The organism is Methanosarcina vacuolata Z-761, assembly GCF_000969905.1.
GTDB classification, from domain to species: Archaea; Halobacteriota; Methanosarcinia; order Methanosarcinales; family Methanosarcinaceae; genus Methanosarcina; species Methanosarcina vacuolata.
On sequence record NZ_CP009520.1, the window covers coordinates 533,379 to 559,708 of the forward strand.

Consider the following 26,330-nt stretch of genomic DNA (forward strand, 5'->3'; position numbering starts at 1 on the left):
CATCCAGCACACTTCAACGCCTTATATTATCAGCACACTTCAACGCCTTATATTATCAGCACACTTCAACGCCTTATATTATCCAGCACACTTCAACACTTTATCCCTTCAACACTTCTGGAGGTCAGCGTTTTTACAAGTTCTTTAACTGAAAAGGCATTGACTCCCAGATAATTTGCAATCTCAACAACCGGGGGCTGGGTCAGCGAGGCTTTCCTGAGGCTTTCAGTGTCTTTTATAACTTCTTTTCCTTTCCCGTCTGCTATGATCTGCCCATCATTCATCACGAGGATTCTTGTAGCATAAGACATGGCTACCTCAATGTCGTGTGTGCAGAAAATCAGTGTCGAATTGTTATTTTTGAAAAAGTCCATCATCTGTTCTATATTCACTCTATCCTGCCCTGTTGTGGGTTCATCAAGAAGAATAAGTTCGGGAGTTATGGAAAGTACCGAGGCAACGGCTGTCCTGAGTCTTTGTCCACGGCTCAGGGCTTGTGGGAGGTCGTGCCTGAGAGGCAGAATTGACATGGCTTCAAGAGAGTTTCTTACCCTTTCCTCAATATTACTGTATTTTAATTGAACAGGTCCAAACCTTGCTTCTTCCTCAGCTGAATCACAGAAGAGCATAAGGTCAGGGTTCTGGAACACAAATCCTACCTTGCCTGCAAAGGAGTATGGGTTTCTGGACTTTGTGTCCTCCCCAAAAACCTTCACATTTCCTTTATCTGGTTTGAGAATAGCTGCAAGGTGTAAAAGCAGGGTTGATTTTCCCGAGCCGTTTGTGCCCATAATCGCAACCCTCTCACCTTTACGGATTTCCAGATTTATTCCCTTCAATACCATCTTGTTTTTCTCATATCCTGACCATAGATCCTGAATGGAAATAATCGAAGCATTGTTTTCAGAAACATTGTTCTCAAAAGCATTATTTTCGTGAGCATTATTTCCATGAGTATTATTTTCGTGAGCATTATTTCCATGAGTATTATTTTCAACGGAATCTTTCCTTGAACTGTTCTTGATTACAGTATTTTCTTCTGGATTTGAGGGGAGTTGAGACCTCCTGATATTTTCTTTAAAATTTTCCCTATCCAGTACAGCAAGAGCTCCGCTGACACTCAAAGGGCTGGCTTTGATTCCAAGTCTATGGCAAAGTTCTACGGGTTCTGGAATTCTTAGCCCAAGCCTGTAAAAGACTTCAAGATGATCAAAAGCTTTTGAGGCGGGTTGATCAAAGACTATTTTTCCGTCGTCCATTATGACAATTCTGTCTACAAAGGGTGCAAGCTCGTGCAGTCTATGCTCAACCAGCAAAATAGTCGTTTTCAGTTTCCTGTTGAGTTCTCTGACCGTATTAAGGACTTCATGCGTACCCATGGGGTCCATCTGGCTTACAGGTTCATCCATAGCAAGGACTTCAGGCGCCATTGCAAGCATACTTGCAATGCATATTCTCTGTTTCTGTCCTCCGGAAAGTGAGTTTGTGGAATCCAGCCTGTGGCCGGACATCCCTACGATTTGCAGGGCTTCTTTTACTTTTCTATCAATTTCTTCTCTCTCGAAGCAGAGGTTTTCAGGCCCAAAGGCTACTTCGTCTTCAACAGTTGTAGAAAAGATCTGGTCATCTGGGTTCTGAAACACAAGGCCTACTTCTTTCGAGATTTCCATCTGGTTTGATTCAGTGGTTTCCATCCCTTTGACTTTCACACTGCCTGAAAATATTCCCCCTGATTCATGGGGGATGATCCCATTTAAGGTTTTTAATAAAGTACTTTTTCCACATCCGGTAGGTCCTGTGAGGAGGACAAATTCTCCTTTTTCGACTCTAAGGTTAATTCCCTTTAAAGTCGGTTCCGATCTTCCTGGATAAGTGTACCATAAGTCTTTGATTTCTATCATTGTACCACGACCACAAACCTACTGTACCACAACCACAAACCTTTTCAAAAAAGGTTTACTTGCAAGCCTTTTGAGAAAAGGCTTGAGTGAAAACTCCAGGCAATGGCGCAAACCTTTCCGAGGGAAAGCTTGACCAGAGGCCGGGAAAACTGACCAAAGTTCGCGTCATTCTGCCACCTTTTTTAGTCTATTTCCAAGGCTGATTCCAAACCAGGTTCCTATGAAGGTGTAGAGGAACCCGTCGATCAGGATATTTGCAGCTATATACCAGTCACTGTAGAAAAGTCTGTAGAGGACCATCCAGACACTGAAGGATACATAGCTGCCGGCCATATCAGCAAACCCGCAAAGAATTCCCATCCTGAGCCTGTTATCTGGAGCTGGATTTTTACCGGTTATACCTGCAGTATACAGCAAAAGTTCCAGAAGTACCGCATTGACTGACAGTGTTATAAAAGTTATAGGGGTGAAACTCCCTGTTATGAAACCTCCAAGTAGAAACCTGACCATCATAAAAAGGCTTATAACTCCTGGTTTTGGGATAAGGACCACAAGAGAGGCAATGAGCATGTAAAGAAGAATCTCATTGAAGAGCCCTGTGAACAGGAAACTAAATGGCCCGAAGATTGCATGGGATAACTCCCACAGGATGGTCATAGGCAGGTTTATGGCTGCAAAAGAAACGGTGCCGAAAAGAGCAATTAACACAAGGTTGCGGGTTTTAAATCTATCCATTATCTCCCTGGGCCTTGAGAGGAAAAAGCCCAGAGCAGTAATCCCGAGCAAAGAGGCGGTAAACGTAGTTATTATAGGCCCCCAGCGCCTTGAGATTGCAGCAATTTTTTGCTCTTTTGTTACTGCAATCCAGTCGCTGCCTGTGAGTTTTACCTTGACCCTTAAAAGGTAGTCTCCTCCCATGGCATCCGGAGATATATACATTGGAAGGCTTATCAGCGAACTTGAACCTGGAGAGAGGGTTACGGTGGCATAACACACGGTATCTGCTTTCATTCCCATAATCTCGGGCTTAAATGCTTTTACAGGTTCACCGGTTTTTGCGTCAAGAATATCATATGTGACTATGACAGGAATTGTACTATTTCCGGCATTTGTAAGCTCTATCCCCATGTAGGTTGAAGTGAGGTCGTCTTTCTCTACTTTCAGGTCTGTAACCGTTAGCAGCTTTTTGAGTGCAGGGGACGTTTCCTGGACAACCAGGGTGTTGGAGGGATGGCTGGGATCTCCATATCCGTCTTCATCTGAAGGTACGATTAGCTGGGACACTGAAACTTCATTTGCGACTTCTTCTTTTGAAGCAACTTTAAGCTGGGTTGTACGCACAATAGTATGTTTTGTTCCTTCCACATCAACAACTGCTTTTGCAGTTATGTTATAAACCCCGCAGGGCGTGTCCGCAGGTATATAAAAATCAATAAGCCTGTACCAGTCATCATACTCGGTCTGAAGTGAGAATGAATGAACTGGAGTCTCGCGAAGCACAAAACCCTTCGGTAAGTTAAGCTCCACTGTCACATTCATATTTCCGTCATAATAGCTTTCAAAGAAAAGATATGCAGAGAGCGTGCTGTTTCCAACTGCAAGGCCATTCCCTTCTACCCCATGGGGGACCTGAATTATGAATGTAGTCATATCTTCAGGTTTGAAGTCCTCCTGCTGAACCTGTGCAGTTACGGGCTGTACGATTAGCACAAGTACGAGGAGGAAAAAACCTATATTTTTCATTCCGCTACCTTTTTTCTTATTTGAGGATTTTTCGGATTTCCTTCATTTTTGCGTCCCAGTCAGGGACATCTTCAGAACTAATTATATCAACAGCTCCACCCTGAAATTCTCCTTCTCCTGCCAGTTCTTCCATCCAGCTCTCGATCTCAAGATAGGATTTTTTTAACTCTTCAAGAAGCTCGGGGTCAGGGTCCCAGAGTCCTCTTGACTGTGCTTCAAGGAGCCGTCTGGACATTTCCTCGAGGGCATAGGGATTGTTCTCTTCAAAGAAGCGACGCATTTCTTCATCAAGCACGAAGGTTTTTGTGATATCATCAAAAATCCAGTCGTCCACTTCCTGGGTGGAGGCTTCCCAGCCATAGACTCTTCCCACTCTTTTTGAAATGTCCTGTGCGCCTTTATATCCATGCTGTTTCATGCCTTCGATCCATTTCGGATTTAAGAGCCTGGTTCTTACAACTCTTCGCATTTCGTCAGCCATGTCCCTGACTTCAACATGCTGCGGCTCTCTTGTATCTCCAAAGTAGACTTTTACATCCTTTCCGGAAGCCTGCCTGGCTGCAGCTGTAAGGCCCCCATGAACTCCATAGTAACAGCAGCATCCTAAAAGGTCGTACTCGTCACTTACCACTTTATTAAAGGTGGCATCCACAGTCTTAAGGCTTGATGCAAGCTGAGTGTGAGCTTCCTTGCCTTTTGCGTCTTTTCCGTAGGCGTACCCATTCCAGTAAAGGAAGATATCTGCCAGGTCCTTTTCGTCTTTCCAGGCACTCGCATAGATTGCAAGCTGAACCCCGGCTGAATAAGTCCCGGGTTTGCTCGAAAAGATCCTTAAAGTAGCATCCCTGGAATCTACTCCTTCTTCAACCATCTGAAGGCTGTGTTTTCTTGGATAATTCATCTCTTCAGGTTCATTAAGGGAAGCCACTGCCTGGATTGCCTCGTCTATAACCTCAAGACAGTTTGGAAAATTATCCCGCAGAATTCCGGAAACCCGGATCGTAATGTCTATCCTGGGCCTGCCCAGTTCTTCAAGGGGGATCACAGAGAACCCTTTCAGGTGCCCATTGCTGAGCCAGATTGGTTCAACCCCGAGCAAGCTCATAATCTGGGCCATTCCCTCTCCGTCAGCCCACATTACATCGTTTGCCATCCAGTAAAATCCCACATTCTCAGGATACCGGCCTTCGTCTTCTATGTGCTTATTAAGCAGAACCTCTGAGAGTTGCCGTCCCACTCTCCAGGCAGCTTTTGTCGGAATTTTTTTTGGGTCAAGTGAATAGAAATTTCTGCCTGTTGGCAGCACATCGTCTCTTCCGCGCATGATAAGGCCTGAAGGGCCGGCAGGGATGTATCCTCCATCAAAACCGTGTAAAAGGGCTTCAATTTCAAGAGAATCGTCTATTCTGGATTCAAGGTCAAGAATCCTGCTGCAGACCGAAGCAGCATCCTGAAGAAGTGAGGAATTTATACCCGGATTTTTGCGATTCTGTTCTTCAGAGCTTTTTTCTTTGTTATTCCGTTCTTCAGAGCTTTTTCCTTTGTTATTCTGTTCTCCAGAGCTTTTTTCTTTGCTATTCTGTTCTTCAGAGCTTTTTCCTTTGTTATTCTGTTCTTCAAAGCTTTTTCCTTCAAAAATCTCTTTGATTATCAGTGCTGGCTCTTTTTCCGGGTTATTTATAAATGTCCTTATAAAGTCTTTAGAAAGAGAATCTATTTCTTCAAGTAACTGTCCATTTGATTTTCCGTTATCGGATATCCGGCTCTGGTCAGATATCAGTTCATCAAGGTCAAGTTCCAGAAGTTCTGCGATCAACCTTCTAATCGAGACTTTGTTTCCCACACTTCCCTTGTCATCGTACCTTAAAATCGAATTTATGAATTCAACTTTTTTCTCGCCTTCAGGGACCTGTCCAAAGATGTGCATTCCATCGTGGATCTGGCTGTTTCTTATTTTTCCAAGAGCTTCGTGAGCTTTTCTTATTATTTCTTCAAAAGGAGTCTGATGATCGGCTTTTATCTCGGAGTCCAGATTAGATTTTTTGATTTCGTCAAGGATCAGGTGCTTCAGGGCATGTTCGCGTCCTTTGTCGTGTTTCACCTGTTCGTATTCTCCAAGCAGCCTATCAAGTTCCGCCAGATCATCATAAAGCCCCCCCGAGGTCATGACAGTCTGCATATGGTCTATCAGGCAAGCGAGGCTTCTGCGTTTGGCAATTGTACCTTCCGGGGGATTGTCCGAATTATAAATATAAAGATGGGGGATAGTCCCGATACTTATGTCAGGATAACAATCTTCTGAAAGCCCAACTCCTTTTCCAGGCAGAAACTCAAGATTCCCATGGGTCCCCACATGTACGAGCACATCGGCTCCAAAGGTGTTTTCAAGATACCTGTAAGTTGCAAGGTACTGATGGGTTGGGGGGACATCCGGATCATGCAGGATCCTGCAGACTTTTCCATCACACCTGGAACCTGCACATCCTCGCTTTGGCTGCACGCAAACAACGGCATTTCCATACTGCACTCCTGTCACAACGATCTTATTATCATAGACCATGGCGGCAGGAATGCCGTCTACCTCTTCTCCGGGAGGTTTTCCCCAGCTATTAATTACCCTTTGCCTTACTTTTGGGCTCAGGGTGTTGAAAAATTTCTCATATTCTTCTTTTTCCACAAAAGCCAGAGCCCCGCCGTTCTTTACTATCTCATTAATGGGAGTCCACCTGAACTCGGAAATTGCTTTTCTCTCGAGAATGGTCTCAATAAGGTCTTTTCCGTCTCCAGGGGGATTGACGGCATAGCCTTCTTCCTGCATTCGGTTCAGTATTCTTGCCACGCTTTCGAGAGAATCAAGGTTTGCAGCACCCCCTACAGAACCTTCAACACCTGAACAGGGGTAGTTGTGAAGGATAAAGGCAACTTTCCTCTGGTTGACCGGCTTTTTCCTGAGTTCGGCCCATTTAAAAATTCTGGATGACAGTTTTGAGCAGCGGTCTTCGATAGGAAAACGTCCCATGTAATTTCCTTCTCTTTTGCCTGCTCCTATTATGATGGGTTCAATTCCGCCTTCAAATTCGGGAAGGGCCACATTCCATCCAATCTCAGTGCTTAACCCCATTGATTCCTGCCATTCTTCAACAGTCATATAATGTGAAATTACAGGCTGGAAAACAGGAACGTCAAGTTTTCTCAGCACTTCTATACCTTTTGCTGCACACGATGTATTCCTTTTTTCAGTTTTGCTGCTTGCAATAAAAAAAGGAGAAAGTTTTATAAGACAATCTATTATGGGTCTGCCGTTTTCTATGACATAGTCCTCTATGACCTCATCCATGCCCCTGCTTCCAAGTTCCTCGTCTTTCAAAGAATATGCAAAAATAGGGATAACTGATAGGTCGAGATTTTCTAACTTTTTTATCAGGTTTTTCTCTATCTCAAGTTCATTATTTACCCAGGAAGTTCTGGAGATGAGCAGACCCACGGTTTTATCTTTCAAAGGCCCGTACCAGTTAAGATATTCTTCAATGTTTGAGAATGTTTTCTCTGCCTCTGGATGATATAACCCGTCCCATGGTATCTTTTCAGGAGGTCTTGTTTCAATCTCACATCCTAATACTTCCTTTAAGATATAGCGCAGCATATTGGCAAAGTTTTCCAATCCTCCATATATTATGTAAGAAAAACATGTAGCTGCAATTTCAAGTTTCACCGAAGAGAGGGTAAATGAGGAGGGATCACTCCCTACACAGATTACAGGTACCCTCGTTTTTAACGGTTCAAGCTTTTCATAGAACTCTTCCCAGAAAGGGTTTGATATATAGTATAGAAAGATTGCATCCGCATGTTCGCATTCAAGAAGAACTTTCTCAGCTTCTTCCGGATTATCTTCCAGAATCTTTGAATAGTGGGCTTTAAGCTCTATGCCAAGGTCTCCTGCAGCTTTGAGGAGAGTAGGGATATAGGAATTCCACGTTATTGAAACAATTTTCATGTTTTTTCCTCTTACGTAAGAACATGCACTTTATACTCTCCCAGCACTGTGCCGTCATCAAGCCTTGCAGGGGCTTCCAGGGCTGCAATATATTTTCCATCAGGTGAGACATCAGCTGCTACTGTAATCCCTTTGGTGTTATAAACCTGGACAAGTTTAGAGTTTGAACCTCCACTTTTTGATATATCAAAGACGTACACTCCGTGGACATTTCTATCCTCGGTCACCAGGTTCTGGGCTATAGGAATAACTAGATACCTGTCATTCAGTGCACATTCCCCTGCATAGCCATCCAATCTCCATTTCCATAGCAGGTTTCCGCCAGTATCATAGGCAAAGAGGCTGTTTCCGTTGGGGTGTTCTATAGGAGCATCGTTGTTTTTATCTTTGGAGAAAGTGCTGCCTATTGAGAAAATAAGGGTATTGTTGATAATATAGGCGTAATTCGAACTGCCGTAAATTGGGACTCCGCTTACTAAAATCGGGGTTGAAATGTTTGTCTCCCATTTTACTTCGGGTACACCGGTTTCCATGATTTTGGAATTGTCAAATAAAAAGGCTCGTCCATCACTGGTCATTGTTATTATGTTTGCTCCATCAGGAGTAATCTGGGTACTGTACCATATTGCAGAATAGTCAAAAAATGGCTCAAGGGGCGGGATTGAATAGTTCCAGTACTCTTTTCCGGTGGTTCCATCCAGAACATGCACAGTTCCATCTTTCCATTTGTCGGCTTTTGCAAAGCAGGTTGTCCCGAATACAGCGTATTTTCCGTCAGGGGTGTTATCTATCCATGTAACTCCGGAGTCCATAGATTCGGATTCAGGGAATTTCCAGCGCAAATTGCCTTTGGAGTCAAAAGAATAAACCTTACCCAGGTACTTGTATTTCTCTCCTATGTAGCCGCAGGCTCTACTGGCAGCAACATAGATATTCCCCTCAGAATCCAGTTTTATTTTTTTCATGGCTGGCAGATGGTCAAGGTCTGAACCCAGGTCTTGTCCTGCTCCATATTTCCAGATTTCCGTGCCATTTAAATCAAAACAATAGATAAAAGCATCAGGGCTTTCTTCTCCCACAATCAGGCTTTTTCCGTCCTCGGAGAATTCTATATCCGCAATTCTTGCATCAGCTATGCCTTCAACAAGCTGTTTTTCCCATACTTTTTTACCTGTTGCAAGTTCTATAAGTTTTAGAGATCCTCCATTAGTTCCTATGGCAAGGTATTTGCTGTCAGGAGAAAACTTTGTCACACCCTCTACATTTGCTGAGGTTTTATCGATAGGTCCGGGAGTTACATCCTCAAGTGTTATAGCATACTCTTCTTTCAAAGCAGGTTTTTCAGGTGCATACACTTCCAGATCACTTTTTGCCCCGTCGCCTGTGATAACTTCAAACTTATATTGAGTGTCGGGTTCCCAGTCAAAAGCTGCAAAAACCTGTTTCTCCGTTTTTTCAATATCTATTGACTCGGTAGAGTTATTGGCAGAAGAAATTTTTACCTGTGAAATGTCTGCCTCTTCTTTTAGAGTAATCATAGCTCCGGTCCTGGAAAATACTATTGAATCTATAGGTGCCCCAGCCTCGGAATTGCCACTTTCATCCCCGCTCTGGACACCTTCGGAAACCTGAGCAATTTTACTGTTCTCGGACTCCTGGCTTTTTTCAGTGCATCCGGCAGTAATTACAGTTAGGATAAGCAGGACTATCAAAATTTTCCATTTCATTTTCTCACCTGACAATTATTAACCTGTGTTTTCCAATCACATCCCCATTTTCAAGCTTTAGAGGGGCTTCAACTGCAGCAACTGTGCAGTTGGAAGAAATCGCAGCATCTACAATAACGCCTTCTGTATTATATTTCCAGATTAACCTTGAATGTCCGTTTCCGGATTTTTGGCTGTCAAAAACATGAATTCCTTGGACCTGAGTATTGCCCGAGGCCGAATCTTTCCCTACTGGCAGGACAAAGAATCTGGTATCCGGAGAAAAGAAAATCCCTGCACAGCGTCCTCCAAGGGAATAAGTCCAGGACGTGTTTCCTTTCTCAACCTCACTTGATACAAGAGTGTTCTCAAGGGGATGTGCCACCGATATGTTGTCGGGATAATATGCAGGAAGCGTGGCTCCTGTAAGGTAAAGCGTCTCATTTTTACTGGAAATTTTAGCTTCTTCCCCGTAGGCATAGATGTAGCTTCCCTCAACTTCTTCTGGAACTGTTACATTGGATTGCCAATCATAGGTGTCCCGCGAGTTCCTCCCGTCTCCCGGGGTTTTCATGTCCCATGCGGTTTTTCCGTTTCCGGGGTTCGTCATCTCGGAATCATAAAACAGGTATTTTCTTCCATCCCCTGTATAGGCAGTTACCATGGACCCGTCATCTGAAATATCAAGTCCGTGCCAGATGGCTGCAGAAACAAAGTAAGGTTTGAGAGGCGTAATTTCGTATTTCCAACGGAGATTTCCGCTGTCATCTACTGAATAGACGACTGCATCAAGTCCAAGGGAATTTGTCCAGTCTCCGGTTGAAAAAACCACATTTTTCCCGTCCTGGCTTGAGTCGATCCAGTTTACGCTCTGGGCGTAGTTTTCTGTTGACGGTAATTTCCATGAAAGAGTTCCATCCGGGTTAAACCTGTACACTCTTGAAGCCAGACTATAACCAGATTCTTTCCAGTATCGACCTGCTGCAATATACACATCATCGTCAGCAGCCGTTATTTTGTATATGCAGGGTTGATATTTTGGATTCGTACTGGTTCCCAGGTCATCAGCGCTTCTATAGCTGTGAATTTCAGCTCCTGTACCAGCATCCAGAGAATAAATGTATCCGTCAGTACTCTTTTCCCCTGCGAGCAGATACTTTCCGTCTTTCGAGAACGAAATGTCTGAAACATTTCCTTTTAAGGCCTTTTCCCATAGCAGTTTTTTGTTTGGCACATCAATAACTGTCAGTTTTTTCCCGGTCCCAACAGCTACATATTTTCCGTCCTCGGAGTAAGCCACATAGTCCTGGACATTTGATCTTCCTTCACTGAGATTTTCTGGATTTATGTCTCCAAGTTCATACTCCCAGTAAAGGTAAGGAGAAGATTTTTCAGAATAAGTTAGATTTTTCTGACTCAGCTGGCTGCTTTCCTGAACACTGTCATTTTTCAATATCTCTTCACTACTGTTATTTCCCTGTTCATCGGAGGCTACAATATGTGAAGAGGTGCATCCTGAACAGATCAGAAATATAAATGAAAATATAAGTATCAGCACAACACTATTCTTTTTCATTTTCAGACTCCTTTGATTACCTTTTATTGTTATCCGTATATCTTCAGGTTTGAGATACTCAGAATATTCTGATGTTGCGTACTGTTGTCTCCAAAACCTGCACTCAATTTTTCAATCTTTATATTTTCAGCAGGTCCGCAGTATTGTTTATAATCTTCAACGAGATCTCTTTCAACTGTACTCCTTGGGATTCCTGAGATTATAATCGATGGTGAAAATCGCCTTCTGTTTTCCTGATCCCTATAATATTCACCTTCGGATTGCGGGTTCATGCTTCCTGCTGCAACATAGTAAATAGATTTATGATCACTGAATGTCACTTTTAACCAGAGACTGAATTTATCCAGATCCTGTCCTTCCCAGTTCCAGGAAATTTTTCCTGGAGATATGCTCACATTTTTACTCCAGACCCCTTCCCCTGTCTGTGCTGAATTTGTTGTCTTAAAATACAGTGCCCCATCTTCGCATTTTAGAAACTCGCCTTCAAAATTGCAGTTTTTGAAGTCTTCCTGATACACAGTTTTTTTTTCTGGCGCTATTTGAAAATAAATTATCAAGCCTGCAAGGCTCAGGACTATAAATCCGAATATTATAGTCTTTCTGGAGATCATAATTGACCCATATAATAAGTGATTAATAAACATTTCGAAAATATTCTATATTTCTCTCATATAGTAATAATAAAATAAAAATTATGGCTACTATATTTGAACAAATTTTTATCAAATACAAACTAACTACCCTTTAATTATTCAATTTTCTGTTTCTAATTAGTTAATTTTGATATATTTATCTCAGTTCAAAATACGATTTATACTAAAAGTATTACTTTTATCGCTATTTATGTATGCATATATGTGACTCGAGATGCGCAGTCAATTGAAGTAGTCATTTTAACGTAACCGATCACTTAGCCTACTATATGCGAATTTGATGTATTTTTTATATTCCAATCTAGATAAGGCCAATTAATTATTTTATTTTGGCTTTGTATTCTAGGAAGGAAATCTCATTTACTTTATATTTCCTTTGATCTTGGGGATCTTTGTAATATATAATTTTTATACGCTTTAAAAAAACGAAATTGATATATATTGCTACAATATTTTTCACATTTATGATTAATGGTAACAAAAAAAACCGAATCTCTGTCAGTTTTTATATTATTTTGTTTATTTTAGCAATTTTAATTGCTATTACTCCTGTGAAAGGTGCTATTGAACAACGAGGCCCTATTATAAGTATTTCAGCCGGAGAACATACAATTCTTAATGGGGAAAATTGCCCTGGATTTTATTATTCAACTTCTACTGGCACATACTATGAGTCGTTGGAGCTTAATTTCTCTGAAGACGGGCTTATTGATACGGGAAATGCAACTTATACCTCAAAAATCAGTTATGGTTCAACGGCTTTCTTTGGGAAGAAATACAAGGTCTTTGAAGATGGTTTGATCACTGAAAACCTGGTTAGTTTTGGAAGCCGTGATCTTCAACGGGGGAATGATTATGACCTGGGAAATGGCTACAAACTGGTGCTTCAGGGGGTAAACAATGATTCTGCTCTCCTTGAACTTCAGCAAAACTCCGTTCCAGTTACTACGAAATCTCTTGAAGAAGGTTCAAAGTTCAACTTCAATGCTACAATAAACGGCACTAAATATACAGTTCTTGAAGGAACTCTTAGCCGGGTTCTTGACAGTGAGGACCCAATTGTGAGTCTCTCAAGTGTAAACCAGTATTCGACTGCACCTATTGAGATTAACGTTGGGGACCAGTATGGTAATTTTGAGGTCACTGAGGCTACAGATAAAAAGATCGAATTGAAAAACAGAGTGCCTATAAGGATGCAGCCTGGAGATTATGTTACAATCCTTGAAGATTTGATCGATTTCAGAGTGGCTGATAATGTATACAGGGCATGTTCTTACAATATGACTAAAGACGTTATCAAGTCATATCAAATAAAAGGTACATCTTTAACTGTAAACCGCTCGGATTCTTCTCCGGACTCCTGTGTCTGGACAGCTGATTCTTTTGGTATGCTCTATTATGACCTTGAAAACAATTTCAGTACAGAAAGACTTGAACTTAATCTTAATGCTGAAGACAACTGGATTCCTGAAGGAGGTCTGGTTTATGAATCCTCCCCTGTCAAGGTTCCATACAAAAACCCGGAGATGAGGAATTATGGGGAAAACGCCTTTGATGGCGGATATTCTGTACTTGGATGGGATGGTGAGAAATATGCATATCTTGGAAACGATCAGGGGCTCATAAATGTCCTTCTGGATGATGACAATAGCAGAAGCCTCTATTCCGGGGAAGAGTGGAACCTTGGAGAAGGGTACACCCTGAGAGTAGATGGCATAGACTCGGATAAAGTCCACCTGGCGGTTTTGAAAAATAATATTTCTGTTTACTCAAGTATAATATCTCCCGGGAAGTCCGCTGACCTGGGTACACATACTCTCCTGTACAATAAGACAATAAATGGTATTGAAGTCCCCCTCTTTTCCGTATATGTGGATAATGTCCTGGAAGGAAACGGAAGCTCTGGTGTAAGCCTAAAATATCCTCTACACTTTTCCGAAAGTCCTCTTGAAATAAAGGTCGGGGATATGTTCGGGGCACTTACTGTTGTTGAAACTTCCCCTAAAATCCGGCTTGAAAATGAAAATGCTCTCAATTTTGGTTCGGACCTTGAGGTTACAGAAGAAATCCACCTTGGATCTTTTGAAAAGAAGACAGAAACGAATCTCAATGTTACCTTTTTCCCCTTCATGAATAAGGTGGAAAAGGTGGATTCTGTTCTTCCCACAGTCACTCAGCGTGCTATCCCGACTATGAGTGTTGAAGAATACCTTCTCGGAAACTGAAATATATAGTGAGGTTAAATCATGAAAAATCATAACATTACTATTTACCCTTTTACTGCAATAGTCGGACAGGAGAAAATGAAGAAAGCCCTGATCCTGAACGCTATAAATCCTAAAGTAGGAGGGGTTCTGGTCAGGGGTGAAAAAGGTACTGCCAAGTCAACGGCCGTCCGGGCACTGGCTAATCTCCTTCCTGAAATCGAGGTAGTTGAAGGCTGTAAATTCCGCTGTAATCCTCATGACATAAATGCAATGTGTGAAGAATGCCTGGAAAAGGTAAAAGCTGGGGCTCTTAAGAGCTCTTCTATAAAAATGAAAGTTGTGGATCTGCCTGTAAGTGCTACCGAAGACCGGGTTGTAGGGACTCTTGATATAGAGCATGCTATTAAAAAAGGGGAAAAGCGCTTTGAACCCGGGGTACTTGCCCATGCTCACAGGGGTATCCTGTATGTGGATGAGATTAATCTTCTGGATGACCATCTTGTAGATGTGCTCCTCGACTCTGCAGCAATGGGGGTAAACACTGTTGAAAGAGAAGGAATTTCCTTTTCTCACCCTGCAAATTTTGTGCTTGTAGGCACCATGAACCCTGAAGAAGGAGAACTGCGACCCCAGTTACTTGACCGTTTTGGTTTATGCGTAGATATAAAGGGTATAATGGATGTAGCCAGACGAGTGGAACTTATCAAATACAGGCTCAGTTATGAGACCGATCCCGAAGCTTTTGCAGCAAGCTGGCAGGCTGCAGAGTCCGAGCTTTGCGGGCAGATTCTTCTTGCTCAGAAATTACTTACTGAAGTAAAAATCTCAGATAACATGCTTGAATTAATCAGCCAGATCTGCGTTGATATGGGAGTCGATGGGCACAGGGCAGACATCACAATGATGAAAACCTCAATCACGCTTGCAGCTTTCAATGGCAGGACTGAGGTTCTTGAAGAGGATGTAAAAGAAGCTGCAGAATTAGTCCTTCCCCACCGTATGCGCAGAAAACCGTTTGATAACCACTCTGATAAGCAGGATAAACTCAACGAGAGTATAGAAAAACAAAGGGAAAAAGAAAAGGAAAAAGAAAAAAATAAACACGAACAGCAAAAAAAAGAGCATAACGAGCAGTCAGGAAAAGAACAGGCCCATCCCGAAGAGCAGAAATCAGATAACCCAGAGGACAGCACCGGTGAACAACCGGATGCTTCCTCCGAAACTATTTTTGCAACAGGAGAGAGTTACCAGGTAAAGCAGTTTTCTCCCGATTTTCTCCGAAATAACCGAAATGGATCAGGTCGGCGCAGCAAAACCCTGACGAAGTCCAAACAGGGCAGGTATATAAAGAGTAAAATTCCCGAGGAAAAAATCACGGATCTTGCTTTTGATGCTACCCTGAGGGCAGCTGCACCTTACCAGCTTTTAAGGGAAAAACACGGAAACTCCATAGTAATTCATGACTCGGATTTCAGGCAAAAAGTCCGTGAGAAAAAGATAGGAAATCTTGTACTCTTTGTTGTGGATGCCAGTGGTTCTATGGGAGCTCAACAGCGGATGGTAGCTTCTAAAGGTGCAGTCCTTTCAATGTTGATGGACGCTTACCAGAAACGTGATAAGGTGGGGCTTATTGCTTTTAAGGGAGCAGGGGCAGAGTTGTTGCTGCCGCCAACATCCAGTGTGGAAATGGCACAAAAGTGTCTGGAGGAGCTGCCAACCGGAGGAAAGACTCCCCTCTCCCATGGGCTTATGAAAGGATATGAAACCATACAGGCAGAACTCCGACGCGATCCTGATACCTGTCCGTTTATGGTTCTGATCTCTGATGGACGGGCAAATGTCAGTATGAATGGTGAACCTCCTCTCCAGGAGACAAAAACAATAGCTTCCATGTTCAGAAAAGAATGCATACAATCGGCAGTTATTGATACGGAAAGCAGCATTATTAAATTCGGGCTTGCTCAGGAAATTTCCAGTGCGCTTGGAGCCATGTATCTTGCACTTGAGGACCTGAAGGCAGATTCAATAGTTGAAGCTGTTCGGTCTTCAGCTCCTTTTGAATTTTCGGTTCTTTCTGGAAGCTTTTCAAGTTGAAGAAACTTGTCAATGGAAGTTCTCAATATCTTGAATTATAGGTTATGACCTGTTAGTCTTTACTTTTTTGTTTTATCTTTCTGGCTCTTCGTCATTTCCTATGGATAAGATGATTTTCAATTCAAGACCGCATTGGTTTTTATGAGAATATTATGAGAATATCCACACAAAACAACGAAGAGCCATCTTTCTTATCTTACTATGTTTTTCTGCAGTTGATTCCTCTTCCTTTGTGGTTCCGGAAGCGTAAATATACTTATAATATTACTCTTAATAATGATTAGCTACAGAACCTAGTTACAGAACCCAAATTAAGCATTTTACAGGGAGTCTTGGTAATGACTGATGATCTGAAATCTGTTTATCACTTGTTTAACCCCGATAAGGCGCTTTTTGATGAAGAACTGAAGAAATACTATGTTAAAATTGGGGAAAACGAGACACGGATTTCAAAGCTTAAAACACGCCTGGAGCTGGGACTGGAGACCGGAGAACCCATTAAAATTCTGTTCACTGGTCACAGGGGTTCAGGAAAATCAACTGCTTTAAATCGACTTGTTTCACATTTAAGTGATAAGTTTTTCGTTGTAAACTATAATGTTCTGGACTTGCTGGATCTGAATGATATCAATTATACTGATGTACTTCTTTCTATTCTCGCACAGCTTATTGAAAGTTCTAAGGTAAATAAAATATTTCTCAGAAGCGATTTAGTTGAGCGAGCGAATAAATGGGGACAGACAATAACTGAAAATCTAATTTCCAGTACAAAGGCTGGTCTTGGTTTTGGAGTTGGCTTGCCTGCTCTTATCAATATTTTCACCTGGATGAAAAACGAAACTGAGACCAGAAAAGAAATTAGAAAAGAAATCGGTCCTCGAGTTTCAGAATTAATCAGCATCATCAATGATATTGTTATTGAAATTGAAGATACAGGAAAGCAAGTGCTTGTAATTATTGATAATCTGGAAAAGTCTGATCCTGATAAAGCCCTGGATTTATTTGGGAATCATGGTACGCAGCTATCTCAGCCAATATGTAAGATCATATATACCTTTCCAATCTCATTGAAAAGTTCGGACCGATTTACGCAGATCCGTATGAATTTCAGTGACGATATCATGTATCCCAATATCAAAGTCCATGAACCAGACGGTAGTGTGAACCGGGAATCAAAAGAGCGTGCGCTCATGAAAGAGATCGTCGCAAAAAGGGTGAATTCTAACCTCTTTGAACCTGAAGCCCTTGAATATATCATTGATATGAGTGGGGGAGTTCTGAGGGACTATATCAGAATTATTCGAGATTCGGCTGTCACTGCCCTTACGAGAGGAAAAACAGTCATTGATAAGGCTGTTGCAGAAGAAGTGGTCAATGATCTCAAGAATACTTTTCAAGCTCAGCTAAGCGATGAAGACTATGACGTTCTTCTTGAAGTTTCCCATTCCAAAAGTATAAAACGGGATCAGGGTCTTGTAGGCCTGCTTCACAATTTGAGCGTCCTGGAATATACAAACGGGAGAAATTGGTGTGACCTGCATCCTATTGTCCGTACCATTCTTGAAGAGAAACATTTGCTAGAGCAGGATGCAAGCAGCGATTAATACTATTTTTGTTAATTTATACTTTGATGAAGAAAGTAATTGGATTTTGTATTATCCAAATTTTTTATCCAAATTTGCATTACCAGAAATAAATGAAACCAATCTTATAGGCCTTCAAGAGGTGTGAACGTGGAGCTTGAACCTGAACATCTTTACAAACTGGATAAACTGGTCACTCTCCTAAGTATCTCAGAAGACCTTACAATTGTATTTGTGCGCTGCAACGAACCAGTTCTCTGCAATGCGCTCTATACGGAAACTGTTAGAAGGCTGGAAGGCGAACTTTTTATTTATGATATCAACATGAGTGAGTCTTATCCTGATCTATTGAAGTTACTAAATGAGGCGAAAGCATCGGAATTATATACTCAAAACATAAAAGAAAATAAAAAAGTAGCATTCTTCGTTTTTGGATTGGATAAAGCAATAGAGAAAAAGACCATTGAGGGAAAATCTGAAGCGCTTCTTCTTTTGAATATGATGCGGGAGCGCTTTCTGGCCATTGAAAATCCTGTAATTATCTGGATTAACAGTACTTCTCTTTCAAAAATCCTCAAAGAAGCGCCGGATTTTTTTTCCTGGCGTACCACTGTCCTTGAATTTGACATGAAAAAAGAAGAAGTTGTAAGAGCAGCTATTGATTTTGGTGACACGGAGCTTGAATCCTTAAGCAAAAAGGAACTTGAAGACAGGTGGGAGTATTACTCTCGCCTATTGAAGGAATATCACGAAAAAGGAACAATTGATTCTCAAAAGTTTGCTTACTGGAATTACAAGCTTGGAATGATTAAATTGCTCAGAGGCTATCCTAAAGAAGCGATAACCTATTTTCAAGAATCTCTTAAAATTTCCCGGCAGATAGGGGATCGTCGTGGAGAATGCTCAGTCCTTGGAAAACTTGGGAATGTCTGTAGTGACGTTGGCGAAGTGAAGAAAGCTATTGAATATTATGAGCGTGCTCTTTTTATTTCACATGAAGTCGGTGATCAACACAGTGATGGAGTACTTCTTGGAAACCTTGGTAGTTCCTACCTACATCTCGGTGAAGTTACTAAAGCTATTGAATATTATGAGCAGGCTCTTCTAATTTCTCGAAAAATTGGAGATCGGCGTGGAAAAGGAATAAATCTTGGCAACCTAGGTAATTCTTATTATTATCTTGGTGAAGTTACTAAAGCTATCGAATATTATGAGCAGGCTCTTGTAGTTTCTCGAGAAATTGGTGATCGACGCAATGAGGGTGGGCTCCTTAGCAACCTTGGTAGTTCCTACTTCCATCTAGGTGAAGTTACTAAAGCTATCAAATATTATGAGCAGGCTCTTTTAATTTCTCAAGAAGTTGGTGATAGGCGCAACGAAGAATCAATTCTTGGTAATCTTGGTAGTTCCTATGGCTCTCTTGGTGAAATAAATAAAGCATTTGGATATTTTGAGCGAGCTCTTTCAATTTCGCGAGAAGTTGGTGATCGACACGGGGAAGCAAGATGGCTTTGCAATCTTGGCGTTATTTATCTGCAATTTGGTGACCTAAATAAAGCAATTGAATTTCTTGAAATGTCTCTTCTAATAGGCAAAGAACTCAGAGATCATAAAATAATTGATTTTTGTGAACACCAATTAAACTCCCTTAAAAAACAAGTAAATAAAATTTAATTTCTTTTCCAAAATTCTTCACTCTTTATCAAGTTTTTAACTTGTGTTTTTCTTTATATATGTTCTGATTTTTTCAAAAACACAACAAAAGATATATGTCTATCTAAAAACCTAAACCATGCCTATGGATTTCCAGATCTTGGATGCAGACTATGAAGTCGTTAATGACAGCAGCCCCGTAATCCGTCTCTTTGGCAGGGGAGCGGACGGGAAGAGCGTTTGCTGTTTTGTTCCCGATTTTGAACCTTATTTTTATCTCAAGGCGTCTGGAGACCTTAATACCGCAGCCAGGCTTATCGAAGATACTTTCACGCAAGTTAAAAAAGTAGAAATTGTAGAAAAATTCGAGCCTATTGGGTATCAGAAAACAAAAACAAAGATGCTCAGGGTTACTACCCACCTGCCCAGAGAGGTTCCCGAGATCAGGGACGATATTCTGAAGCTCCAGGAAGTGCTGAAGGCTGAAGGCAAATGGGAAGTCTATGAGACTGATATTCTCTTCAGAAATCGTTTTTTAATTGACAGAGATCTCGGAGGTATGGTCTGGGTATCCACAGAAGGAGAAGCCGTTGACCCTGCAAAATATATCCGTACAAATGGTTCAGGCAGTTCTCGCTGTGATAAGTTTACATGCGATGCTTCACTCCTTGCGTCCGGGTTCAATAAAGTTGAAAATCTTACTCTAGCCCCACTGAAGTATCTGGCTTTTGATATTGAATGTCTGCCTCTTGATGGAGGAATGCCTTCTCCTGAGGTTTCGCCTATAATCATGATCAGCTTTTCTTTCGAGCCTGAGTATAAAGGACATAAAACCCTTGTGCTTCTGGCAAAATCTGTGAAGGATCTGAATTCCGATGTTTGGTCTTACACGGACGAGACTGAAATGCTAAATCAGTTTTTCGAGATCTTCTGTGAGTACGACCCTGACATTGTAATTGGATATAATCACCAGGATTTCGATATTCCTTACATAACGGATAGAGTAAAAACTCTGGTTTCAGAAGGAAAATTAATAAACCCTGTTGTCGGCCGGGATGGCAGCAAAATAGGTTACAGAAAATTCGGGCTTATTACCCGCACCGAAATGAAAGGCCGGGTGGTTGTGGATGCACTTCCTCTGGTAAGAAGGGCTTTCAGTCTGAAGCAGTACACCCTGCGAGCGGTTTCAAAGGAACTTCTGAGCCGTGAAAAGCTGGATGTTCCCCCTCTTGAAATGGAAGAGTACTGGCTCGATACAGGGGAAAAATTCCAAAAATTCATTGACTACTCACGCAGGGATGCAGAGCTTGCCCTGGAACTTATCCTTAATTTGAAACTCCTTGACAAATATGTCGCCCTTGCCCAGGTAAGCGGAAGTCTGCTTCAGGAAGTTGTTGATGGAGGCCAGACTTCAATGGTTGAAACGCTTCTTCTCAAAGAATTCGGGCTCCGCGACAGAGTTCTCCTTCCAAAGCCTGATGACGGAGTTTCGGCTGAGAGATATGAAATGAGTTCCGATCTCAAGGGCGGTGAAGTCCTGGAGCCTAAGAAGGGCCTTCTGGAAAATGTGCTTATTCTTGACTACAAGTCTCTTTACCCAACTATAATGATGGCACATAACCTGTGCTATACTACAGTAGTTACGGGTGACAGGTCAGATGGTGTGACCATTAGACCTCCGTCGGGAGGAGAGTTTGTGCCTTCCGAGGTTTACAAGGGAATCGTGCCTTCTATCCTTGAAGATTTGCTTAACAAGAGGACACAGACAAAGAAAAGGATGAGAGGGGCCTCTAATGAAAATGAGTATAGAGTACTCGATGCTACTCAACTCGCTTTGAAAATCCTGTTAAACAGCTTTTATGGTTATTCCGGGTATGCCCGGGCAAGGCTTTACAGCCTGACTCTTGCAAACGCCGTAACCAGCTTTGGAAGAAACAATATCCTCAATACGCGGGAAATTATTAACAGCACTATAGGAAAAATAATTCTCAGAAATAAAACAGCTCTACTCCTTGATGAAGCAGGAGAACTCTCTCCCCAGGATAGGGTAGTTGAACTGTCGGTTGCCTACGGAGATACTGACAGTGTCTTTGTCCACTGTAAATCCAGAGGAGATCTTTCTCTTGAAGAGGTCAGCCTTATAGGTAACAGGCTTGCAAATATCGTTTCTGCATCCTTGCCCGACCCGATGGAACTTGAATTTGAGTCGATTGCGAAGCGTGCCCTTCTTATCGCAAAGAAACGCTATGCTCTCTGGTTTTTTGAGCCAAAAAATTCAGGTTGGGAAGACAAGATTAAGGTCAAAGGCATGGAAACCGTCCGAAGAGACTGGTGTGAATTAACCTCGATAACTCTCAACAGGGTGCTTGAGCTTGTGCTTATAAAAGGTGATGTTGATCAGGCTGTAGAACATGTCCGCCAGATAGTCAGCAAGGTGAGGAATCTCGATCCGGCAAAAGACTCGGATATTATCGAAAGCCTTGTTCTCACACGCACCCTTACAAGGAAAATTGAGAGTTATAAAAACAAGCAGCCTCACCTTACGGTTGCTGAAAATCTGAAAAAAAGGACTGGGGTCGTACCTTCTATAGGAACAAGAATACCTTTTGTCATTACCGCAGGAAAAGGACTCTTTGTTGATCGGGCTGAAGATCCGGATTATGTAAGAGAGAAAAACATCCCGATAGATGTCGATTACTATATTAAGAAGCAGATACTCCCTCCGGTGGAACGTATTCTTGAGGTTTTCGGGGTTAAGATGTCTTCACTTGACTTTGATTCCAAACAAAAAGGACTATTTGATTTTGAAGCTAAGAAGCCTGAAGTAAAAAAACAGGAAAAAGAAAAGGTTTCTTCTCAACGGAAAAGCAAAGGAATAACACAGGAAGAGAAAGTCCAGTGCCCGGAGAACGGGCGTGCGGAGCAGCGTTCCTTATTCGATTGGACTTAAATTAAAACAGGAACATCCTGTACTCGTTTTTGCATGATGGATTCCATTGCTTCGGGCTCTTATACCTTTGCATTCTGTCGAGAAAACACAGCTTACATGATTTCAACATTATTTTTTGCCGGACCAATTCTGATGTATTCGACCGAAATCCCCCTAACTCTTAAATCCTTTTTATAACCTTTTACATTCTTGGGCAAGTCCTCAAAATTATCTACTTCGGTGGTTGTGCATCCCCATCCAGGTAATGTTTAATATTCTGCTTCAACCTGATCCAATATTTTTGTTTCCGGAAAAACCGATAATGTCTGATCGTTGTAACGGTGGGAGCGTCGCAAAAGTCCAAAATTAACTAAAATTCAGAGTAATTCTCCAAAAAGGATAGCAAGAAAAATGTTATTTTATTCATAAAATCAAAAATCTTGACCATGCTTTTGTTAGCAGGCATTTTGACTTTTTTGCATAAGAAATTCTTGAATAACAATGGAAATATCAGGAAAGAAAGTCTATAAAACCTGAATCTCTAAATCAGAAACTTCTTAATCATAATAAAGTGGGCCCGCTGAGATTCAAACTCAGGATCTCTCCCGTATGAAGACTGGGGAATGCGCGACACATGAACCGTGTTTGACGAGCCAAAATACAATAGACCTTTCTTTCTCATTGAACAAGGACTCAAATAAACAGAATACTGATAGAGCTCATCCCAAAACCAATTTTATTCTCAAATCAGTAAGATTTCAGAACTAATTTCCATTATTAGAAACCCGATTGATTATTCATAATACGAGATCCAGAGAAGCAATTTTGAGTTTTGGGATGAGCTCAATATATAAAGAAAAATAATTTTATAATCCCATAATTATGTTAAGATCACTAATGAAGACCTTTTAATATATAATTTGATAAAAGAGAGCAGAAAAATGAGAAATTAAGTGAAATTCTCCAATAATTTTTCCTTTTCATATTCTAACAAATTTACCTTATAAAATGAGTTTTTAACAATAGTTTCTAGTAGTTGATCTTCCGGAATCTCATTCGGAACTTTAGATTTCAGTTTGTTGATTGCAGATGTAGGAACTCCGTATTCAGCAAGAATCGAAAGATGATCAGGTATAAAATCATTTTCTATCTGTGTTGCATAATACAAATAATTCCCAGGATCTAATGCTTTTTTTTCACAAACATATTTCTGCAACTCATTAATTACATTTAACCACTTTGGTACTTTATAATGAAGCCAATGCCTTTGGATTTGAAACTGATTTTGAATTGCAGCGTTTAAAATTTCATTTTTTGTTTTATTCTTATTTGTTGAAGCCAAATAAGTAAATTCAGATTTTATAAGATAATTCATATTTTGATGTAGTCCGTAATCATAAGTAACTTTTACCAATTTCTTACTGGTCATTGGACTACCAGACTCACCAGACTTCAACAAAAAGGCCCAAGCTAGAGAAATAGTAAATCTTAATTGTTCATATGTCGGATACCCTTTCCAGTAAATTAATGAGTAACATTGATTAATATTTTCCATCAAAAAGTCCAGTATTTGCTTTTGTCCTTTTATTGAAACACCATTTTTTTTGAATAATTCCTTTTCTTCTAACGGAAGATTTTTTAGCTCTTTATATTGATTAGTATTTTTGTATTTAATATCTTTATCATTAATTTGGACAAGAATTTCATCAGAAACAGGATTCTGCTCAAAAAAAGGAATATCAATTATTATTTTCTCTTCCGCAATTGGTTTATTGAAATTATAAATTCTCCCAACATAGTGTTCCATCATTCTACCAGCTCTACCCTTTATATTTGAATAATCAAAAAAATCAATACTTTTTTTATTCCCTTTGTGTGAGTCAAAGAAAATAACATTTTTAGCACTTGTATTCACACCTTCAATAATTGTAGTTGTACAGAACAAATAATTCAACTTTTTTTCATTGAAGTATTTTATTACTGTAGCGGTTATATGTTTGGGTAAAGCACCGTCATGTATTCCTATACCATATTTAAGACAATCAATAAAGTCCCACTGCTCGTTTATATTCTCTTTCAGCCACTCAATTATGCTAAGTCGCTTTTCAGGAAATATGACTTCTTTTCTCACTAGATATTCTTGGAATTTTTTGGATAAACTTCTTGCCCGATTAGGAGAAGCGCAATATATTAGACTCTGCTCATCTCGTAACTTTAAAAGCAGTTCAAACAATTCTTTTTCTTTTAATAATCCCTTTTTCCCCCGTTCTCCAAATTTCTCCGAATAGCAATCAACAGTTACACAATCAACTAGACCATAGTTTGTTTTAAAGAACTTTGCATTGTATTTTTCGGTAAATCCTTCTGAAATACCTTCAATATTTGGCCCTAATAAGTAAAATCTACTTTTATGTTTATTTACTAACAAATTAAAAGCATTATTTAAGATATCTGAGCGTTCATCATCTCTTCTTGCACTTAACTTGTAAAACTCGTCAATAATGAAAAAGTCAATGTTTGGAAGGTTTTGATACTCCATAACTCTTTCTGCAGTTAGTAAAAATAAATTCCTTCCCTCTTCCACATATTTCTGAGATGTCCGTATAATAATCCTATAATCTTTTGTGTACTTGAATAATTTTCTTCTTGTTTCATCTAAAAGTGCAAGTGTTGGCTGAATAACTACTATGTTTTTGTACCTTTTAGATGCCACAATTTCTTCGATGAGTAGACTTTTTCCAAAACTTGTTGGTGCACTAACTATTACATTTTTGTCACTTCTTAATAGTTCACTCAATGCTTTTTGTTGTTCATGGAAATATTTATCTAGATCATAACAAAAATGAAACTCTTTTCTTATTTTTTCTCCCGTGTTTTTAATTTGTAAAATACATTTTTCTTTTTCTAAATAAGGATAAAATCCAGCCGCTTCTACTAAATCAGCCCAAATATCATACGTTGAACTCTCTAATTTTCCGCAGTTATCTAGAATATTTATAATTACTTTTCTGCCGTATTGTTGCTCAGATTCATTTCCTCTCAATAATTCGGAGCAATCTTTTGCAAACTGAAAACTTTCCTCTAATCCTATACTTTCAGAGTTTCTTATCTGATCTATAATCTCGTCAATTAATTTAGGACTGGCTTCACTCATCTTTTAATTCCTGTAAAGTGTACAATTTCTTATGCAACCTTTTAATTAACTCATTTTTACATGGAACTGGAAAAAGTAGCAACACAATATTTAAATTACTCTTAAGAGGATGATCATTTATGTTATCAAAATTATTTTTTAAGTTTCTAACCTCTTTTTCATAACTTTCTATAAATTCACTTTGATTTTCATCGTCATACTTTGTAAAATTATCACTTGAGTATGTACAAAGCAACGGAATGGTTATAGAACTTAAAACATCTTTTAGCTTACTTTTTCCATCCATCAATTCTAGCCATTCTTCTTTTTCTGGAATGTTATCATAAGGCTCAATCTTTTTTGATATGATTACAAACTCATTGTTAAGATAGTCACGCTGGAAATGTTCTTTTATGTCCTTAATTAAGGCTTCTACACCTTTTTTACCGTCCATATATAATTTTGATTCTCCTAACCACATAGTTTTATTTTCTGGCTGAATATGAACAGCGTCAAAGCCATGAACCGGAACCCCATATGAATCTTTAAAATATATTTTTGATAAGAGAGGAACAGTGCTATGAAAATCACGTAATATAAGATGTAATATTAATTCTCCGAACTCTCCTCTTTTCAAAAAACTTTTTCTCTGTTCATCGCTGTCATCAATGAAACTGCAATTATCAACGTATATCTCTTTAGCTTTTTTGAATTCCTCAATTTTGTAAATAGATTTTGCGGCGTCAGATAATTGATCTATAAGCTTAGTCTTATCTGGTTCTAAGTGATAACCAAATGCGAACTCAAATATTACATTTTGAAGCAAATTAACTAATTCCTTCCAACGATATTTGCTTTCGTTATTATCATCAATATCAAATCCAACCAAATAAGTCTTAAGATTCGCTTCGGAAATTCTTTCTTCAATAATTTTTGCTGAATTAAATGGCTTTTTCTTTTCCATATTAGTCCTCAGGTTCTTGGAAGCAAATCTTAAAGCTTATAAAATAATTATTCGAAAGTAACTATTGAATAAATAACTTACTATATTTTTCATAAATACAAAAATCAGAAAAGAGAGTATATGGATAAGGAGGATTACATTCAAAGACAAAAATAGATAGTTTTCAAAATATGTAAAAAATATTACATTTGAGC

13 protein-coding genes are annotated in these 26,330 nt (G+C 40.1%); 5 read left to right on the forward strand and 8 right to left on the reverse strand.

What is annotated here, in order from left to right; translation table 11 throughout:
• Window positions 1–92: 92 nt before the first annotated feature.
• From MSVAZ_RS02405 to MSVAZ_RS02430, 6 genes are all read right to left on the reverse strand, one after another.
• On the reverse strand, window positions 93–1,901 hold the full coding sequence (locus MSVAZ_RS02405; RefSeq protein ID WP_048117587.1) for an ABC transporter ATP-binding protein: 1,809 nt from the start codon (window positions 1,899–1,901) through the stop codon (window positions 93–95).
• A 165-nt stretch (window positions 1,902–2,066) separates the two neighbouring features.
• A complete protein-coding gene (locus MSVAZ_RS02410; RefSeq protein WP_048117591.1) occupies window positions 2,067–3,644 on the reverse strand; it encodes a hypothetical protein in 1,578 nt (525 codons plus the stop codon).
• A 16-nt stretch (window positions 3,645–3,660) separates the two neighbouring features.
• Entirely contained in the window at window positions 3,661–7,638 is a 3,978-nt protein-coding gene (cobN, locus tag MSVAZ_RS02415) for a cobaltochelatase subunit CobN (RefSeq protein WP_048117594.1), read from the reverse strand.
• Between the two features lie 11 nt (window positions 7,639–7,649).
• The gene (locus MSVAZ_RS02420) at window positions 7,650–9,365 is read right to left on the reverse strand and encodes an outer membrane protein assembly factor BamB family protein (protein WP_048117597.1); all 1,716 of its coding nucleotides are present in this window, start codon (window positions 9,363–9,365) and stop codon (window positions 7,650–7,652) included.
• Between the two features lie 4 nt (window positions 9,366–9,369).
• Window positions 9,370–10,920, reverse strand: coding sequence for a WD40 repeat domain-containing protein (locus MSVAZ_RS02425; protein ID WP_048117601.1), 1,551 nt, complete (start codon window positions 10,918–10,920; stop codon window positions 9,370–9,372).
• Window positions 10,921–10,949: 29 nt separating this feature from the next.
• Window positions 10,950–11,531: a hypothetical protein gene (locus MSVAZ_RS02430; RefSeq protein WP_048117604.1), complete on the reverse strand. Its 582-nt coding sequence runs from the start codon at window positions 11,529–11,531 to the stop codon at window positions 10,950–10,952.
• 557 nt (window positions 11,532–12,088) lie between these two features.
• Here MSVAZ_RS02430 and MSVAZ_RS02435 point away from each other — a divergent pair.
• The 5 genes from MSVAZ_RS02435 to MSVAZ_RS02455 all read left to right on the forward strand — a co-directional run bounded on the left by MSVAZ_RS02435 (window position 12,089) and on the right by MSVAZ_RS02455 (window position 22,060).
• Window positions 12,089–13,798, forward strand: a complete 1,710-nt coding sequence (locus MSVAZ_RS02435; protein WP_232316192.1) for an S-layer protein domain-containing protein — start codon at window positions 12,089–12,091, stop codon at window positions 13,796–13,798.
• A 21-nt stretch (window positions 13,799–13,819) separates the two neighbouring features.
• Window positions 13,820–15,874, forward strand: coding sequence for a putative cobaltochelatase (locus MSVAZ_RS02440; RefSeq protein WP_048117610.1), 2,055 nt, complete (start codon window positions 13,820–13,822; stop codon window positions 15,872–15,874).
• 338 nt (window positions 15,875–16,212) lie between these two features.
• Window positions 16,213–17,478 carry a P-loop NTPase fold protein gene (locus tag MSVAZ_RS02445; protein ID WP_048117613.1) on the forward strand — a complete coding sequence of 422 codons (1,266 nt, stop codon included), beginning with the start codon at window positions 16,213–16,215 and terminating at the stop codon, window positions 17,476–17,478.
• Between the two features lie 129 nt (window positions 17,479–17,607).
• Window positions 17,608–19,131 (forward strand): tetratricopeptide repeat protein, encoded by a 1,524-nt coding sequence (locus MSVAZ_RS18635; protein WP_052727850.1) that lies wholly within the window; start codon window positions 17,608–17,610, stop codon window positions 19,129–19,131.
• 118 nt (window positions 19,132–19,249) lie between these two features.
• Complete coding sequence (locus MSVAZ_RS02455; protein ID WP_048117617.1) at window positions 19,250–22,060, forward strand: DNA-directed DNA polymerase; 2,811 nt, start codon at window positions 19,250–19,252, stop codon at window positions 22,058–22,060.
• A gap of 928 nt (window positions 22,061–22,988) precedes the next feature.
• Here MSVAZ_RS02455 and MSVAZ_RS02460 read toward each other — a convergent pair.
• Both MSVAZ_RS02460 and MSVAZ_RS02465 read right to left on the reverse strand, forming a co-directional pair.
• Window positions 22,989–25,193 (reverse strand): DEAD/DEAH box helicase, encoded by a 2,205-nt coding sequence (locus MSVAZ_RS02460; RefSeq protein WP_048117618.1) that lies wholly within the window; start codon window positions 25,191–25,193, stop codon window positions 22,989–22,991.
• Window positions 25,186–26,136 carry a HamA C-terminal domain-containing protein gene (locus MSVAZ_RS02465; protein WP_048117622.1) on the reverse strand — a complete coding sequence of 317 codons (951 nt, stop codon included), beginning with the start codon at window positions 26,134–26,136 and terminating at the stop codon, window positions 25,186–25,188. Before MSVAZ_RS02465 ends, MSVAZ_RS02460 begins: the two co-directional genes overlap by 8 nt.
• Window positions 26,137–26,330 lie beyond the last annotated feature (194 nt).